The sequence below is a fragment of the Planococcus sp. 1R117A genome (assembly GCF_051417975.1).
Taxonomy (GTDB): domain Bacteria; phylum Bacillota; class Bacilli; order Bacillales_A; family Planococcaceae; genus Planococcus; species Planococcus shenhongbingii.
Window position 1 is genome coordinate 120,884 of the sequence record NZ_JBPRLO010000004.1, and the last position, 16,047, is coordinate 136,930.

At 41.5% G+C, this 16,047-nt stretch carries 16 protein-coding genes and 1 riboswitch; of the genes, 12 read left to right on the forward strand and 4 right to left on the reverse strand.

Annotated features, from left to right (window positions below; genetic code table 11):
* Nucleotides 1-5: 5 nt before the first annotated feature.
* Complete coding sequence (locus tag ACSFXN_RS13370; protein ID WP_437150601.1) at nucleotides 6-464, reverse strand: GNAT family N-acetyltransferase; 459 nt, start codon at nucleotides 462-464, stop codon at nucleotides 6-8.
* Between the two features lie 232 nt (nucleotides 465-696).
* Between ACSFXN_RS13370 and ACSFXN_RS13375 the strand changes: the two genes are divergently transcribed.
* The 9 genes from ACSFXN_RS13375 to ACSFXN_RS13415 all read left to right on the forward strand — a co-directional run bounded on the left by ACSFXN_RS13375 (nucleotide 697) and on the right by ACSFXN_RS13415 (nucleotide 9,597).
* Nucleotides 697-1,599: a fumarylacetoacetate hydrolase family protein gene (locus tag ACSFXN_RS13375; protein ID WP_437150602.1), complete on the forward strand. Its 903-nt coding sequence runs from the start codon at nucleotides 697-699 to the stop codon at nucleotides 1,597-1,599.
* 110 nt (nucleotides 1,600-1,709) lie between these two features.
* A complete protein-coding gene (locus ACSFXN_RS13380) occupies nucleotides 1,710-3,266 on the forward strand; it encodes a Na+/H+ antiporter NhaC family protein (RefSeq protein WP_437150603.1) in 1,557 nt (518 codons plus the stop codon).
* Nucleotides 3,267-3,305: 39 nt separating this feature from the next.
* Nucleotides 3,306-3,992 (forward strand): FadR/GntR family transcriptional regulator, encoded by a 687-nt coding sequence (locus ACSFXN_RS13385; protein WP_437150604.1) that lies wholly within the window; start codon nucleotides 3,306-3,308, stop codon nucleotides 3,990-3,992.
* 254 nt (nucleotides 3,993-4,246) lie between these two features.
* Nucleotides 4,247-4,615, forward strand: a complete 369-nt coding sequence (locus ACSFXN_RS13390) for an iron chaperone (protein WP_437150605.1) — start codon at nucleotides 4,247-4,249, stop codon at nucleotides 4,613-4,615.
* Nucleotides 4,616-4,778: 163 nt separating this feature from the next.
* Nucleotides 4,779-5,393: a PH domain-containing protein gene (locus ACSFXN_RS13395; RefSeq protein ID WP_300991096.1), complete on the forward strand. Its 615-nt coding sequence runs from the start codon at nucleotides 4,779-4,781 to the stop codon at nucleotides 5,391-5,393.
* A 173-nt stretch (nucleotides 5,394-5,566) separates the two neighbouring features.
* A complete protein-coding gene (locus ACSFXN_RS13400; RefSeq protein WP_300991097.1) occupies nucleotides 5,567-6,115 on the forward strand; it encodes an NADPH-dependent FMN reductase in 549 nt (182 codons plus the stop codon).
* A gap of 177 nt (nucleotides 6,116-6,292) precedes the next feature.
* Complete coding sequence (locus tag ACSFXN_RS13405) at nucleotides 6,293-7,273, forward strand: proline dehydrogenase family protein (protein WP_300991098.1); 981 nt, start codon at nucleotides 6,293-6,295, stop codon at nucleotides 7,271-7,273.
* A 174-nt stretch (nucleotides 7,274-7,447) separates the two neighbouring features.
* Nucleotides 7,448-7,549: riboswitch (purine riboswitch) on the forward strand.
* Between the two features lie 150 nt (nucleotides 7,550-7,699).
* A complete protein-coding gene (locus tag ACSFXN_RS13410; RefSeq protein ID WP_437150606.1) occupies nucleotides 7,700-8,287 on the forward strand; it encodes a xanthine phosphoribosyltransferase in 588 nt (195 codons plus the stop codon).
* On the forward strand, nucleotides 8,284-9,597 hold the full coding sequence (locus ACSFXN_RS13415; protein ID WP_437150607.1) for a nucleobase:cation symporter-2 family protein: 1,314 nt from the start codon (nucleotides 8,284-8,286) through the stop codon (nucleotides 9,595-9,597). The genes ACSFXN_RS13410 and ACSFXN_RS13415 overlap by 4 nt, the downstream gene beginning before the upstream one ends.
* A 48-nt stretch (nucleotides 9,598-9,645) precedes the next feature.
* On the opposite strand, the gene ACSFXN_RS13420 is transcribed toward ACSFXN_RS13415, so the two are convergent.
* Entirely contained in the window at nucleotides 9,646-10,629 is a 984-nt protein-coding gene (locus tag ACSFXN_RS13420; RefSeq protein WP_437150608.1) for an alpha/beta hydrolase, read from the reverse strand.
* A gap of 193 nt (nucleotides 10,630-10,822) precedes the next feature.
* Between ACSFXN_RS13420 and ACSFXN_RS13425 the strand changes: the two genes are divergently transcribed.
* Both ACSFXN_RS13425 and ACSFXN_RS13430 read left to right on the forward strand, forming a co-directional pair.
* Nucleotides 10,823-11,491, forward strand: a complete 669-nt coding sequence (locus tag ACSFXN_RS13425) for a hypothetical protein (RefSeq protein ID WP_437150609.1) — start codon at nucleotides 10,823-10,825, stop codon at nucleotides 11,489-11,491.
* Nucleotides 11,492-11,571: 80 nt separating this feature from the next.
* Entirely contained in the window at nucleotides 11,572-12,510 is a 939-nt protein-coding gene (locus tag ACSFXN_RS13430) for a ring-cleaving dioxygenase (protein ID WP_437150610.1), read from the forward strand.
* A 64-nt stretch (nucleotides 12,511-12,574) separates the two neighbouring features.
* Here ACSFXN_RS13430 and ACSFXN_RS13435 read toward each other — a convergent pair whose 3' ends face one another.
* Nucleotides 12,575-13,483, reverse strand: coding sequence for a proline dehydrogenase family protein (locus ACSFXN_RS13435; RefSeq protein WP_437150611.1), 909 nt, complete (start codon nucleotides 13,481-13,483; stop codon nucleotides 12,575-12,577).
* 705 nt (nucleotides 13,484-14,188) lie between these two features.
* Nucleotides 14,189-14,746, reverse strand: a complete 558-nt coding sequence (locus ACSFXN_RS13440; RefSeq protein ID WP_437150612.1) for a shikimate kinase — start codon at nucleotides 14,744-14,746, stop codon at nucleotides 14,189-14,191.
* 115 nt (nucleotides 14,747-14,861) lie between these two features.
* Here ACSFXN_RS13440 and ACSFXN_RS13445 point away from each other — a divergent pair, with 115 nt between their 5' ends.
* On the forward strand, nucleotides 14,862-15,902 hold the full coding sequence (locus ACSFXN_RS13445; protein ID WP_437150613.1) for a lactonase family protein: 1,041 nt from the start codon (nucleotides 14,862-14,864) through the stop codon (nucleotides 15,900-15,902).
* The last annotated feature ends 145 nt before the right edge of the window (nucleotides 15,903-16,047 follow it).

Genomic DNA, 16,047 nt, shown 5'->3' on the forward strand with positions numbered 1-16,047 from the left:
TGTTGCTACATCGAAAAAGCCAGCACTTCTTCTTCTCCGTGAAAATACCCGGTTGGAAGAAATCCAAAGTTGATGTAAAGGCTGCGGGCCATATGATTCTCTGGATAGACAGTCAGCCGGACTTCTTTGCATTGTGGGGAGTGAGAGGTAATCCAGCGGATCATTTCCGCTAAAGCAGATTTTCCATATCCTTTTCCTTGATATTTTTCATCAATGATAAAACCGTTGATCCAATACATATCCGTTGTCTCTTTTTCAAAAGCATGCATGATGAACCCCACAATCACTTCTCCGTAATAAATGGCAAATGGAAGATATTCCACATGTTCTCCGTCTGGCTTAATATAAGGCTTGGCTAAAGAAACCGCTACAGGCGGAGTAAATTTAGTTTGTAATCCGCTGACTTTAAGGTTTAGGCATTCTTCCCAATTATCCCTTGTCACTGGCCTCAATTGTATATCCATCCCGTTTGCCTGCCTTTCGTTAATCCGCTTTTATCATCAGTTTAACACTTTCAAGATTAGTAATCAGAAAATTTAAAAAACAACTTGCAAAAGTAAAATATTCATTTATACTATTCATAAGATGATGGTCAGACCATACGACAACGAATACTCGAAAACGCAGTTTGGCCAAAAGGAGGAGTCTTTTCTCACTATCCATCGATTTTAAAAAACAAAAGGGGCGTGAAGAAGAATGAAGCTATTGTCATTTACTACTTCCAAGGGTTTAAGTTACGGGGTTAAAACAGATCAGGGTATTGTGGATGTAAAAGCGACTGCTGAAGCTGCCGGCTTGCCGGTCAGTCAAAACATTCAAGAGTTGATTTCAAAAGGGGAAACAGGGCGCCGGGAACTTGAAGCGGTTCTCTCAGCTGCTGTTGTCATTGTGCCAGAAGGAGAGTTCCGATACGCTCCGGCTGTACAAAATCCAGGGAAGATCATTTGTGTGGGAGCCAATTACAAAGCCCATGCGGAAGAAGCCAATATGGCTGCCCCGGAATATCCGATTTACTTTGCTAAATTTGCGAATAGTTTAGCCGCTCATGAAGAAGAAGTCGTGCTGCCTGAGTTTGTTGACCAAGGCGATTACGAAGTGGAATTGGTCGCCGTCATCGGCGAGCAAGCGCATCAAGTGACACAGGAACAAGCGCTGGCAAAAGTTTATGGCTATGCCACTGGAAATGATTTGTCTGCCCGTAAACAGCAGTTCAGAAGCAATCAATGGATGTTTGGGAAAGCGATTGATGGTTTTGCGCCAATTGGACCTTATCTGGTGACAGCTGAAGAAGTGGCAGACCCTCAAAATCTGACACTTAGCTGCTGGGTGAACGGGGAACTGAGACAGCATGCTAATACAAAAGATATGATTTTCCCTATAGCGGAAATTATCAGTGACTTGTCTCAAATCATGACTCTTGAACCTGGAGATGTAATTTATACAGGTACTCCAGAAGGCGTTATCCTAGGAATGGAAGAACCCGTCTGGTTAAAACCTGGAGATGAAGTTGCTTGTGAAGTGGAAGGCTTGGGGCGCCTTGAGAACCGTCTGGTCGCTGTGAAAAGCAGAGAAGAAAAAGAACAAGCCGTGTCTTTGTGAAATCGGAGAGAGACTTCTCTCTGTGATAAAAATGTAAGCGCTTACCGAATTTATGTTGCTGGTTCCGGTGAAAGAAAAGTTTGTGACTAAATTACAAAGGGGTCCTGTAAATGGAAGGTTCAATTTTGTCACTATTGCCGCCAGTCATTACGATTGCTTTAACAATTATTACAAAAAGAATTTTATTGTCCCTAGGGGTGGGGATCATTTTTGGCGCTCTGCTTGCAAACGGCTGGAATGCTGCAGCGAGTGTGAGCACGATCTTAAGTATTATCGGTACAGTGCTTACCGAAGGCAATATCTTTGTCTTCATCTTAATTGTAGGAGCTATGAGTGCATTGATCTATCTGTCGGGAGGGATTCAGGCTTTTTCTGAATGGGCGGTCACGAAAGTGAGAACACCGTTCCAAGCAAAGCTTGTGACTCTTCTGCTCGGGTTTGTCAGCTTTTTTGATGACGCATTCAGCTGTCTGTTCCGCGGGAGTGTCATTAAACCACTGACTGACCAACATAATATCTCACATTCCAAATTAGCTTACTTACTGCATTCAACTTCAGCTCCAGTCATTATTCTAATGCCGATTTCAGCTTGGGCGGCATTTATCGCAGCGTTAATGGCAACCATTTTTGTGGATAATGGCATTACGCAATACCAGGGTTATGAAGCGTTCTTGTTGACGATTCCGACTAACTATTATGCACTTTCCACCATTTTGCTGGTTTTTGCAGTAGCTTATTTTAACATCAATCTTGGCCAGATGAAGCGTGATGAAAAGCGGGCAAAAGAAGAAGGGATTTTATTTGATACTTCAAGAGGCATCGTGCCTGGACAAAGCGTAGCAGAGCTTCCGACAAAAGAAGGCGGGAACCTCCTTGATTTATTTTTACCGGTAGTCATTCTGGTAGTGCTGACGGTTATCATTGCTGGATGGGGTGGAATTACAAGTGCGGAAGGAGCCCTAACACCATTAAACGTTTTAATGAACGCAGATGTCATTACGGCTCTGGTTTACAGCGGTTTAGTCGCTTGTGCAGTTTCCGTTATACGCCTGCTGCTTAGAAAAACAGCGGGCAAAGAAGTTGCAACAGCCATGTTTATCGGTGCAAAATCAGTATTACCAAGCATCGTCATTTTGTTCATGGCGTTGATGACAGCTCAAGTCATCGGACTGCTGGGAGTAGGGGAATACTTGGCTTCCTTGATCGACGGCAACTTGTCACTCATGTGGCTGCCCGTTATTTTCTTTGTCATTTCGGCATTCATGTCATTTTCAATGGGAAGTACGTTCGGGACTTTCGGTTTGATGCTGCCGATTGGTGCTGAAATTGTGGCAATCGTGGATATTGCTTACTTAATCCCGGTTTTCGGTGCAGTTCTTGCTGGCTGTATTTTCGGGGAACATAGTTCGCCGTTGTCTGATACGACTATCCTTGCAGCCATTGGCGGAGGCGTCCACCCGATTGACCATTTGATGACTCAAATGCCATATGCCATGGTCTCAAGTTTTGTCTCGATTATCGGTTATATAACGCTTGGCTTAACCAAGAACCTCTTTGTCGGCCTTGCTGCTATGCTGATATCTCTGGCGCTCATAGTCTTTGCGTTAGTGAAAGCCCGAGAAAAAGCCGGAACAAGCAGTATGGCGCTAGAAGCGAACAAGCCTTAATATGGTATTATATTCAAAAATGAAAAGGTGAAACCCATGATGGAACCAATCAAGCGTTTAAATGTCGGAGATAATATTGTGAATCAAATCAAAGATCTTTTCTTGGACGGTAAACTAAAGACAGGCGATAAATTGCCGCCCGAGAGAGAATTGATGGAAATGTTTGAAGTGGGCAGAACGTCTTTAAGGGAAGCTTTGGCCGTGCTCGAATCACAAGGGCTGATTGTCCGTTCCCAGAAAGGAACGTTCATTTCCCCTAGCTTTAATGACGTTTATTCAGATTCACTCATTTATCAATTGTATTTTTCGGAAGTGCAATGGGCAGATCTGTTTGAAGCCCGTCGATTTATCGAAAAAGAATTGGCTGGATTGGCTGCCAAACGGGCTACTCCTGAAAACCTAATTGAAATCAAACAAACCATTGGCGACATGGAAAGAGCGATTGAGGAAAATAACGGCACCCAATACGTTTCTTCGAATATGCAATTTCATGAAAAAATTGCTGAGGCTTCTCATAACCGGGTGATGATTGATTTGTACAACTCCATCACGAGCCTCGTATTGCGTGCTCAGACAAAAGCAGCTCTGGTGCCAGGGGTAATGGAAGAATCATTGGATTTTCACCAGAACATCTATGAGGCAATTGCAGCGAAAGACAGTGAAAAAGCATCTGCGTTGATGGAGCAGCATATTGAGAGCGTCCATAAATTCTTTGAAAAATCATAGTTTAGGCAACCCCCGGAGCATCTTGTCTCCAGGGGTTTTTATGGATGTGAGAAAGAGGCTATTTTTAAAAGTTTGCGCCGTTTCCCTCTGTTAGCTATGATTGCCTATAGAAGATCTTTTTTAAAATGAGAAAACCTGCAGTTGATTCCTATCTGTTGAACAAGTGGTTTGCTGAAGAATAAAGAATTGATTCTTTGGCATACGAATTAGAAGAATTACAGTGATCAAAAAGAACTTTTTTAGGAGAGAGTACAATGGAAGTTTTTGAAGAATTTTTATCAGGTATTGACGACCTTCAACACCGGGACCGAATGGAAGAAGTATTTGCCTGGATAATTAAGGAATTCCCGAACTTAACACCAGTGATTAAGTGGAATCAACCTATGTTTACCGACCATGGCACCTATATTATCGGCTTTAGCGTGGCTAAAAAGCATATGTCTGTTGCTCCTGAAAGGGCAGCAATGGATCGTTTTTCTGATGAGATTGTACAGGCAGGCTATGATCACACCAAAGAGTTAATGCGCATTCAGTGGAAGCATCCGATTGATTTTATATTGCTTGAGAAAATGATTGATTTTAATATTTTGGATAAAGCTGACTGTTCAACTTTTTGGCGGTAATGAAATTGCTGGAAACCCAAACCAGGACTTCGAAGAAAATACTCGCTTCGGAGTCCTGGTTGTTTTGAGTATTTTATATTAATCCATGTTGGCCCCACGATTTTTTTGATAAACTAATATATAGAAGAAAACTAATATTTTCCAATAGGAGGAGTGTATACATATGTTTAAGAAAATGGCAGCAGATGCTTTAGGTTTATCGGACGTAGGGAAAATCATCGATCCTCAGGACTACGACAAGACAGATGCAGATGATTATGTGATGCATGAAGATGAAGAGAAGATTTTTTTCTTGATTAAAACAAAAGCAGATGAATATTGCTTTACCAATCTTGCATTGATTCATGTAGATGGCGACAGTGCGATGTCCTCTAAACGCACATTAAAAAGATATCCGTATTCTCAGCATTCTATCTCGGAGGTAGTAATGGAAACGGCGGGTAAAATCGATTTGGATATTGAAATCGGATTTACACTAGGTCAAATCCCTTTTAAAATTGACGTTCAGAAAAACCAGATTGAACGGCTAAAAGATCTTTATAAGTCGCTGTTGCGCATCGCGGAAATGACACATGAAAACGCCATCCTCATTTCTATGGCGAACCAAAGCCTGGATAAAGCAGTAACCGTTTTGCAAAACTCACGGCCGAACGATGTAGCATTAGATGTGCAATACTCGAAATTGACGGATTTCGGATTTACTTGGATGACTTCAGTGCGCAACCAATACCATGTAAAAGATTTCGGGGATGTTTTCGAAAAATACATAAACAATTGAGCTGGTTCAGGTCTTTCTTCTTAGCGGAAGAAGGAATAAAGACTCTTTTTGAATTTTCTGATGCCTAATCTCGCTGACAAAAATACCTTCATGTTAAACTGAATTATAGAAAATTTTTTTAATTAGAGGTAATTTTCTGGTTACATATTACTTACCATAAAGGAGAGATGATCATGGCAATAAAAGTGGCAGCGGTTATTGGCAGCGTAAGACAAGATTCCATGAATTTAAGACTCGTAGAATTTATGAAAAAGCGATATGCAGACCGTCTGGATATCGAACCCGTAACCATCAACAATATTCCATTATTTAATCCGGATGTTGAAGAAAATGTAGCACAGGAAGTTGTGGATTTCAGAAATAAGATAAAACAAGCAGATGCTGTTCTTTTTGCCGTTCCTGAGTACAATTATTCGATTCCCGGGTCATTGAAAAATGCCATTGACTGGCTGTCGCGCGGAGGCTTTGTACTTCGTGAAAAGCCAGCGTTTATCGTCGGTTCTTCCATGGGGGTTCTAGGCAGTGTCCGTGCCCAGATCCATTTGAGGGAAGTGCTGTCAAATCCGTCATTATCACCCTTGCTGCTTCCAGGCAATGAAGTTTACATCGGATCAGTCCATGAGAAATTGAATGAAAACAACGAGATTATCGATTCCGGGACTCTTGGGTTCCTGGACCAGGTTGTTGACAACTTTATTACGTTCTATAACAAAACAATTTAATCTTCAAAGACAAAGAGCCTCAATAACTTTGAGGCTCTTTATTTTGTTCAATTTTCTTAATGCAGGTTTTCAAAAAAAGGATTACAATAAGACTTGCTTGTATCGAAGGATAAAGTCCCACACTGTTGTCTACTCTTATAAGCGACTTTTAGGTGAATTGTATCAGGAGGGAAAAAAATGTTAAAAGATGTCTTTATCAGCTTGTCACAAAACCAATTTTTAACGAGCGCGGCGAAAAAGTATGGCTTGAAATTAGGTGCTCAAACCGTCGTTGCTGGCACCAATATTGAACAAACGATCAACAGCATCCGGGAACTGAATGCTCAAGGAATCAGCTGCACAGTGGATAACCTTGGGGAATTCGTTTTCGAAAAAGAAGAAGCTTTAAAAGCGAAAGAAAGTATTCTTGAAGTCATCGAAAGCATTCATGCCAATGGAGTGGACGCGCACGTTTCTTTGAAACCTACCCAAATCGGTTTGGATATCGATTACGATTTCTGTTATGAAAACTTGAGAGAAATCGTGGCTGCTGCCCATAAATACAATATGCATATCAACATCGACATGGAAGATTACGGCCACGTTCAGCCTTCGTACGATTTGTTGGAAACGCTTTTGAAAGACTACGACAATGTCGGAACAGTTATCCAAGCCTATTTCTACCGGGCAGAAGATGATATCAAAAAACATAAAGATCTGCGTTTGCGTATTGTAAAAGGAGCTTATAAAGAGCCTGCTGAATACGCCTACCAAACGCGTGAAGAAATTGATGCGAACTTCATCCAGTTAATCGAATACCATTTGCTGAATGGGAAATTTACATCAATCGCTACTCATGATCACCATATCATCAACCATGTTATTGATTTTGTAGAAGAAAACAATATTCCACGCGAGAAATTCGAATTCCAGATGCTTTATGGTTTCCGTAAAGATATGCAGTTGGATTTAGCGAGACAAGGATATAACTTCTGCACATACGTTCCTTTTGGGGATGATTGGTATGGTTACTTCATGCGCCGCTTGGCAGAACGTCCACAGAACTTGAATCTTGTGGCAAAACAAGTGTTCAATAAACGCACAAATACCGCGCTTGGCATTTTTGCCGGAGCTTTTGTATTGGGCCGTTTGACTTCCAAAAGCAAAAAAGTGAAATAAGGTCTTCAAAAAGAATGGCTCAGTTGATGAGCCGTTCTTTTTTGTTTCCGCAAGTTTTAATTGGCTGGATTAGCGCAGCCATCATTGAAACGATTGCTGTTTCTTTATGGAATTAATTGAATTCTCTTTTATTTTCCGGTGTCTTGAAATGGCTTTTTGACGTGCTATAATAAGACCATTCTAATAATATTCACTCATATAATAGCGGAAATATGGTCCGCAAGTTTCTACCGGTTTGCCGTAAACAAACTGACTATGAGAAGCAACGAAATGATGGAAAAGTGCCTTTTGTAAAAGGGCATGCTTCTTTTCATTTCCTTTCGAATTTTTAGCTCGAAGGACATTGCTCCGCTCATGGTATGAATGGATGCACGTTCTGAGGGCTATTTTTTATGCCTTCGGCGTGACGAAAGGAGTGCTGACAGCATGAAAAAATTACAGAAAAAGATAGTGGCAGAAGGAAAGGTTTTATCCGATTCGGTATTAAAAGTGGATTCGTTTTTAAACCATCAAATCGACCCGGTGCTCATGCAGGCAATAGGAGAAGAATTTGCTTCCAAGTTCGCGGATGAAGGCATCACTAAAATTCTGACGCTCGAGTCTTCAGGAATCGCACCTGCCATGATGACAGGCCTTGTGTTAGGAGTTCCAGTGGTTTTTGCCAGAAAACGCAAATCACTGACCTTGGTCAATGATCTATATACAGCAAGTGTGCATTCTTTTACTAAAAATGAAACGAACGATATTTCTGTTTCAAAAGATTATATTAACAGCAGCGATGTGGTGTTGATTTTGGATGATTTCCTGGCAAATGGACAAGCAGTCCTTGGCTTGATTGATATTATCGAACAAGCAGATGCAGCGCTTAGCGGAGTTGCCATTGTGATTGAAAAAGGATTTCAGAATGGCGGTAAAATGATCCGGGAGCGAGGCGTTCGAGTAGAATCTTTGGCAATCATCTCTTCTTTAGCCAATGGAAAAGTAGAATTCATTGGGGAGGTAAGTGCGAAATGAAAAGCGCAGCTTTAGGATTGCAGCATTTGCTGGCAATGTATGCAGGGGCAGTATTGGTGCCGTTAATTGTCGGAGGAGCCCTTGGACTTACATCAGAACAATTGACTTACTTAGTAGCTATAGATATTTTGCTTTGCGGTGTCGCCACTATTCTGCAAATTGTTAACACCCGCTTTTTCGGTATCGGCCTTCCTGTTGTATTAGGCTGCACGTTTACAGCAGTTGGACCGATGATTGCTATTGGCGGGGAATACGGAATTTCAGCTATTTACGGTTCTATTCTGGTTTCGGGGTTGATCGTAGTTCTGATCAGCGGATTTTTTGGAAGCCTTGTCCGGTTTTTCCCGCCAGTTGTCACAGGTTCTGTTGTAACAATTATTGGTATCACGCTGATTCCCGTTGCTGTCAATAATATGGGCGGTGGACAAGGGGCGAGCGACTTTGGTTCATTAACCAATATTGGTTTGTCCTTCGGTACCTTGCTGTTCATCATTTTGGTTTATAAATTTGCTACTGGTTTTGTAAAAGCCATTTCTATTTTACTTGGTTTGGCAGCAGGAACAATTGCAGCAACCTTAATGGGAGTTGTCGATTTCACTGCAATCAATGAAGCCTCTTACTTCCACATGGTGGAACCTTTTTACTTCGGTCTGCCAACATTTGAATGGTCTGCCATCATTACAATGACCTTAGTTGCGTTAGTTTCTTTGGTTGAATCGACGGGCACCTATTTTGCACTGAGTGATATCACCGGAAAGAAACTATCGGAGAAAGATTTGTCAAAAGGATATCGGGCCGAAGGGCTTGCCATTATTCTTGGAGGGATTTTCAATTCTTTCCCTTACACAGCTTTCTCTCAGAACGTGGGACTCATTCAAATGTCCGGCGTCAAATCGAGAAAAGTTATTTTAATCACCGGATTGATGCTGATTGCTCTTGGTTTCTTGCCAAAAGTGGCAGCAGCTACGACCATTATTCCAACTGCTGTTCTCGGCGGAGCCATGATTGCCATGTTTGGAATGGTTATATCACAGGGCATTAAAATGCTCAGCAAAGTCATTTCGGAATCACAGGAAAATTCAATGATCATTGCTTGCTCGGTCGGTATCGGCCTTGGCGTTACAGTGGTACCGGAAATTTTTGCCCAACTGCCTGGAAGCCTTCAAATTTTGACAAGCAACGGGATTGTGGCAGGAAGCGTTACGGCAATCGTCCTGAACATCCTCTTCCATATGATTCCTTCTAAAAGAAAAGCGAAAGCTGCGGTCTCAGTGCAAAAAAGCGCTGCTATAAACCACAGTTCCATATGATATATGAAAACGAGCCGCTGCATTAAGCAACGGCTCGTTTTTTGTGGTTCAATTGCTGTTAATGAATAGGAAATCCAGAGCTTTTGCTAAAGTTTCCTGTGCTTCAAGCGTGTCCAAAGCATATTGGAATTCATGCTTTAACTCTTTGTCCGTGCCATTAAAAAATACACTGGTAACCGAAATGCCTGAGGATTGGAGTGCTTCGGCAAATTCAACCGATTGTGATACAAGCGGATCAGCATCTCCAGCCGTGATAAACACCGGCGGATAAGCTGGTGTAATTTGGTTCACAGTTGATAATTGATCAATCGCTTCAAAATTCTCAAAAGGCTCAATTCCGGTATATGTATTTAAAAAACCGTCGATATTGGGGAATTCTGTTGCGCGTACCGTTTTCATATTAAATAATCCGCAAAAAAGGAGGGCTCCTTGAAGTTGCTCTGCTTGAATGGCAGGGAAAATCTTCATTGCTTGGGATAAGTTATTATTCGAAATAACGGCTGCAACTTGGCTTGATATCTGAGCTCCGGCTGAGTCGCCGCCAATAAATACCTTGTCCATATCCCCTCCATATTTCGCGGCGTGCAGTTGCAGGTAATTGAGGGCCTCATTCGCTTGGATGATTGGGCCAGGATACCGCTGTTCGGGTGCCAGTGCATAATCAATGTTCGCTACGACATAACCCGCGTGAGCCAAAGCCATGCCATATTCTTGCCGGCTGTCTTTTGAGCCACCGACATAACCGCCACCGTGAATCCATAAAATAACAGGAAGGTTCTGTCCTCCTGTTTTTGGATAATAAATGTCTAAGAGGCTATCTTTTTTGTTGCTATACACTAGATTTTTGACTACCTGAACTTCTTGATAAATATCTTCAAGATTAAACAAAGTAGCATCAGGAATCTGCTTAGAGGCAGAGGCGTCCAGAGGTGCGGGTATTTGTTCCATTATAATAATCAACGTTAAAACGGCAATAAAAGAACAAAGGACTATCCATTTTTTTTGCACAATAAGTTTCTTGGTGGCTGGCATGGCAAGCATCCTTTAATAAAAAATTTTTGGATAGAACAATAGCTTTATATTATCGAGTGAGAGCGATAAAAAGATAGGTACTAAATACCTATAAGGAGTGAAAACAAGAACATTTTTCTGCATGATGAATGATTTACCGTGCTTGACTAAGGGTATCTAAAGAGTTGAAGCTTTATATAGGGGTGTGAAATAAATGTTCGGTCTCGCTGATTTACTGTCATTAATCATTTCTGCGTTTATAATTTTGCCAGTGGTGGTATTTTTCCGTGAAACTGGTTATTTGCTTGTCAGTGCAATATTCGGTGTTAACAATCCAAGACTTACTATTGGTTCAGGCCCTCGGCTTATTAAAATAGGAATGTTTGATATTCGAAAATATTACCATCTATACAGTTGGTTTTCTTACGATTCTTTAAAAAGGAAAAGCAAGTTTGTTTATGTCTCCATTTATGCCGGACCAATTCTGGTCAACCTTGTGCTGGCATTGGTCATCAACGCCCTTATAGCAAATGGCTATTTCGAAGAATATAAAACGTTTTGGGACCGGTTTGTTTTTTACGCTTTTTATTACGTGTTATTTGATATAGTGCCTATGAAGACAGCGAATGGCATGCCCAATAATGGCCTTATTATTTATGAAATGCTGCGCTATGGCCGGCGCACTGATTACAATCAGGAACCTTTTATTCCATCGACAACAGAGGTAGAAGAAGAATACCAAGAAGAGATGGAGAAAATAGAAGAATTGAAAGAACATCAAAAAGAACAAGTTGAAGAACAAAAAGAACGAGAAAAGGAAGTATTGAAAGAGCAGAAAGAACAGGAAAAAGAAGAAATAAAAGAAAAGCAAAAGGGTAAATAGGAATGGCGCTTACTATCTTTAGTTTGAGATAAGTGAGTGATACTATAAAAGAAGACTACTTGAATTGGAGGAAATGCAGTATGGCGAAAAGTTCAAAAGGAATTCACCATATTACGGCAATTGTAGGGAATCCCCAAGAAAATGTGGATTTCTATGCAGGAATACTGGGGTTGCGGCTTGTAAAAAAGACCATCAACTTTGACGATCCGGGCACATACCACCTCTATTTTGGCAACCAAGCCGGGGAACCGGGGACTATTATTACCTTTTTCCCTTGGGATAATGCTTATAAAGGCAGAATTGGCGATGGCCAAGTTGGTGTAATATCTTATGTTGTACCCGCAGGGGCTTTGCATTTTTGGGAACAGCGATTATCGAAGTTTGGTGTATCTTATGAAAAAACAGAGCGTTTCGGAGAGCAATTTCTAACTTTTGAGGATCCTCATGGTTTGCGGTTGGAACTGGTGGCGAGGGAAGCGGGACAACCGAGTGCCTGGAGTTTTGGTGACATCAGTCCGAATACTGCCATCAAGGGGTTTGGCGGAGCGACTTTGCTTACTTCCTACGCCGAAAAAACAACGGAATTACTGGAAGTAGGCCTGGGTTTGAAAAAAATTGGAGAAGAAGATGATTTGATGCGCTTCCACGCTTCTGCAGATCTTGGAAATGTGATTGATGTAAAACTCACTTCTGTCGGCAGAGGGCAAATGGGAGTTGGCACCGTCCATCATATCGCATGGCGGGCAGAAGATGATGAAGACCAGCTGGACTGGAAGCGGCATATTGAAAATTATGGCCTGCAGGTAACCCCAGTCCAAGACCGCAATTATTTCAATGCGATTTACTTCCGGGAATATGGCGATCTATTATTTGAAATCGCTACAGATCCGCCTGGCTTTGCTATTGACGAAGCACCTGAAGCTCTGGGAGAAGGTTTGATGCTGCCTAAGCAGTACGAGCATTACCGGGCACGGCTGAATGATGATTTGATGCCGATTAACGTCAAAGAATTGGATTGAGATAAAAAAGAAAGAGCGTCGCGAGGAAGTTATTCTTCCTCGCGACGCTCTTTTTATAAGGAACTTACTTAGATACAAGGCTCTTCAAAGCCAGATTGATGTTCTGCGGCCGTTCAGCCAAACGGCGCATGTAATAGCCGTACCAGTCCTGGCCAAATGGAACGTAAGTAGTAAATGCATAACCTTCTTCAGCAAGTTCTTTTTGCATATCAGAACGGAAACCGTAAAGCATCTGGAATTCAAAACGATCACGCGGAATGCTGTTTTCTTTAGCAAACTTCTTCACAGCATTGATAATGTGGTGGTCGTGAGTCGCGATAGAAGTGAATGCGGGCTGCTGCAAACGAAGTTTAATCAACTTCAAGTAGTTCGTGTCGATATCTTGTTTGCTTTGATAGGAAACTTCCGAAATCTCTTTATATGCTCCTTTGACAAGACGCAAGCGTACATTTTTCAAGCTTTCCAAATCTTTTTCAGAACGGTAAAGATAGGATTGAATCACAGTGCCGACATTGTCATAATCTTCTAGAAGCGCATGGAGAATATCAAGTGTCTGTTGCAAATGGTTGTAATCTTCCATGTCGATGTTGATGAAAATTGCGTAATTTGCAGCTGCCGCCACAATTTCCCGCATATTTTCTAAGCAAAATGTATAATCGACATCCAATCCGACTTGTGTCAGTTTGATCGACATGTGGGCTGTTACGCCGTGCTGTTGGATCGCTTCCAATGTTTCCAGGATATTTTCTTTTGCCTCAAGTGCTTCTTCTTTGCTGTAGACAAACTCACCGAGATTATCAATTGTAGCTCCAATGCCATTGGCATTCAATTCTTTCACGGATTTCATCATGCTATTAATATCAGTTCCCGCGACAACTTTACTGGCGCCTAATTTTAAGCCCCATTTTTTTGCCCCGTTATTCAATAATTGATTTTTAGATAAAGCAATAAAAAAATCTCGTGTTAAACTCACTGTTTTTCCTCCTATGCTAATGAAAACGTATTCAAGGCAGCCCTTAAATGATGTGAAAGACGGTATATTTCATCCAGGCTTATTTACTAAGCATAGATTATCAACAAAAAAATCCACTAGAGCAATTAAAAAAAGGAACTTTATTCATTCCTTTTACTCATTATAATCGATAGTTTAAATTCCTCCTAACGTTATATAGCAGGGAAGAAGACAAATAAATTCAAAAATAGAAAAAACTTTAATGAAATTCACGCTTTCGAATAAATTAAATCAATTAACATGGAAGCAGCTGAAATCGCCAGAACGATTTATTCTACTTTAGCGGTCAGGGAGGGGAAAGATAATTCCTGCTGAATGAGGTTTTCTTTATTGGCTTGCTTTTCATATAAAGGGAATATTAGCGGGGGGAACAGCGGATGTAAGCAGGATGACCACTTAAAACGTCCCGTGTATTGGATTCGGTTTTAGAAATAATGCGCCTTAATCTAAATTCTCTGCTTTGAAATTCAAAAGGAATGGCAAAGAGCGCCATTCCTTTTGAGTTCTCTAATGATTGTAAGGGCTAACCGAGCCGCCTTCGCTTTTCTAGTGTCCAGCTGCAAGAGCCAGCTTCTCGGGTCATAAGCCACTCCGGCTGTGCGGCAAAAAACGCCGCTTCACCGGATCGTCTTATACCTGTCGAAGCTAAATGGCTCTTTCCGCTTTTCAAGGTTGAGGGGCGTGGATTTCCCATGATAGTTTTAAGGCGTCTGACAGGTATTCCGCTGCTTCTTCTGCTTCAAAATGATCTATTTGAAATTTTGAATGGTTGAGTGAGTAGATAGATTGCCGTTCCAGAAAAAGCTCTTTGATGTCTTCGATAGACCTGCCCTGCAGCAATGGCCGGTTGCCGGAAAGAATATGGATTCTTTCTTTCCAAGAATCCCAGGAAATATCCAAGAATAGCACAATGCAGTTTGCCAGGCACATGGCTTGTATTTCTTTTTGTAAGAAAGCGCCGCCTCCGACAGAAATGATATAAAGAGGCTGATGGCTATAATACTCGATTAATTCTTTCTCTTTTTTACGGAAGGCTTTTTCACCGTATGTCTCGAATATTAAAGGAATCGGCATCGAGAATTCTTTTTCAATTTCCGCATCGATATCGACAAAATTCCGATAAAGTTTTTGGGCAAGCAGTTTTCCGACAGTCGTTTTTCCTACTCCCATAAAACCGATACAAACAATGCTTTTTTCACGAATTGATAATCCAAAATTTCTCACTGACAACCACTCGTTTCTTTGTAATTAGTAAATGGAATTGCTGAGTTTACACCCTTTACTTTACACTAGCTTGTATAAAAATTCATTCATTTTTCAAAAAATAAGGAGGAAGTTTATGACTGGTATATATTTGCTCACTGGATCTTACTCATCTTCACATGAACAAGGAATCAAGCTTTGGGAATTCAATCCAGTAAAAGCAACATGTATAGAGAAAACAGGCATTGGAGGCATTGAACGCCCATCATTTATTGCGGCACATCCAAATGGTGTTAATTTTGTCGCCACAAGTGAAGTGGAAGATGGAGAACTGGTGTCTTATCGACTGGATCTTGAAAACAATTTGATAACAGAGATTAATCGTCAATCGGCTAACGGGGCTCATCCGTCACATGTCTGTATTGATGTTTCCGGAAAATGGCTGCTGTCTACCAATTATTCAGGCGGCAATGTCAATGTTTATCCCATTCAGGAGGATGGTTCAATTGGAGAAAGGACAGATTCGATAAAGCATGAAGGCAGTGGAGCCAATGTGGAAAGACAGGATGCTCCCCACCCCCATTCCGTTTTTCAGCAGCCGGGAAGCAATGATTTTTTCGTTTCTGATCTTGGAGCGGATATGATTGCTGTTTATGAATTAGATAGAGAAACGGGCAAGCTGAAATTAAAGAAATCGATTTTAACTACCCCGGGATCGGGACCCCGCCACCTGGCTTTCCATCCGGAAATGACTGTAGTGTACTCTCTTGAAGAACTGAGTTCGACGTTATCGGTCTATGAAATAGGGGGAGAGGATTTCTTGGAATTTGTGCAAGTGGTTGAGCTGATACCGAAGCAGTTTGCCGGCACAAATACGAGTGCGGAAGTGGTTGTGTCTGAAGATGGACAGCATCTTTATGCCTCTAATCGGGGTCATGATAGTATTGCTGTTTTTGCAATTCAAGAAAAAGGCATATTGAAGTTTGAAGATTATGCAACAACAGGAGGAGCAGGACCGCGCCACTTCACACTCTTGCCCGGCAAACAATGGCTGGCAGTTGCAAATGAAAAATCGGATTCTATAAATATGTTGAAAATTGGTGCATCCGGGATTCCAGAAGAGATTATCGAGCCGGTTTCCACCAATGCGCCGGTTTGTATAAAAGTGATTGGCTAAAGAAAAAGCAGGCAGAGAAAATTCTCTGCCTGCTTTTTCTCAGCTTGTTGAGGAAGTTAAAGTTTCTATTAGTGATCCTTCCTTAACCGATATTCCGCCAACCAGCTGCGCTTGCCGCGGGCGAGCGCCAAGCCGCTTCGTCGCT

What these genes read in the sequence shown, in the direction of transcription:
- ACSFXN_RS13405 (WP_300991098.1), top strand. Translation starts at nt 6,293, where the DNA reads ATGTTAAAAGATGTCTTTATCAGCTTGTCACAAAACCAATTTTTAACG.
- ACSFXN_RS13430 (WP_437150610.1), top strand. Translation starts at nt 11,572, where the DNA reads ATGGCGAAAAGTTCAAAAGGAATTCACCATATTACGGCAATTGTAGGG.
- ACSFXN_RS13380 (WP_437150603.1), top strand. Translation starts at nt 1,710, where the DNA reads ATGGAAGGTTCAATTTTGTCACTATTGCCGCCAGTCATTACGATTGCT.
- ACSFXN_RS13395 (WP_300991096.1), top strand. Translation starts at nt 4,779, where the DNA reads ATGTTTAAGAAAATGGCAGCAGATGCTTTAGGTTTATCGGACGTAGGG.
- ACSFXN_RS13390 (WP_437150605.1), top strand. Translation starts at nt 4,247, where the DNA reads ATGGAAGTTTTTGAAGAATTTTTATCAGGTATTGACGACCTTCAACAC.
- ACSFXN_RS13370 (WP_437150601.1), bottom strand. Translation starts at nt 464, where the DNA reads ATGGATATACAATTGAGGCCAGTGACAAGGGATAATTGGGAAGAATGC.
- ACSFXN_RS13420 (WP_437150608.1), bottom strand. Translation starts at nt 10,629, where the DNA reads ATGCCAGCCACCAAGAAACTTATTGTGCAAAAAAAATGGATAGTCCTT.
- ACSFXN_RS13425 (WP_437150609.1), top strand. Translation starts at nt 10,823, where the DNA reads ATGTTCGGTCTCGCTGATTTACTGTCATTAATCATTTCTGCGTTTATA.
- ACSFXN_RS13385 (WP_437150604.1), top strand. Translation starts at nt 3,306, where the DNA reads ATGGAACCAATCAAGCGTTTAAATGTCGGAGATAATATTGTGAATCAA.
- ACSFXN_RS13400 (WP_300991097.1), top strand. Translation starts at nt 5,567, where the DNA reads ATGGCAATAAAAGTGGCAGCGGTTATTGGCAGCGTAAGACAAGATTCC.
- ACSFXN_RS13375 (WP_437150602.1), top strand. Translation starts at nt 697, where the DNA reads ATGAAGCTATTGTCATTTACTACTTCCAAGGGTTTAAGTTACGGGGTT.
- ACSFXN_RS13410 (WP_437150606.1), top strand. Translation starts at nt 7,700, where the DNA reads ATGAAAAAATTACAGAAAAAGATAGTGGCAGAAGGAAAGGTTTTATCC.
- ACSFXN_RS13415 (WP_437150607.1), top strand. Translation starts at nt 8,284, where the DNA reads ATGAAAAGCGCAGCTTTAGGATTGCAGCATTTGCTGGCAATGTATGCA.
- ACSFXN_RS13445 (WP_437150613.1), top strand. Translation starts at nt 14,862, where the DNA reads ATGACTGGTATATATTTGCTCACTGGATCTTACTCATCTTCACATGAA.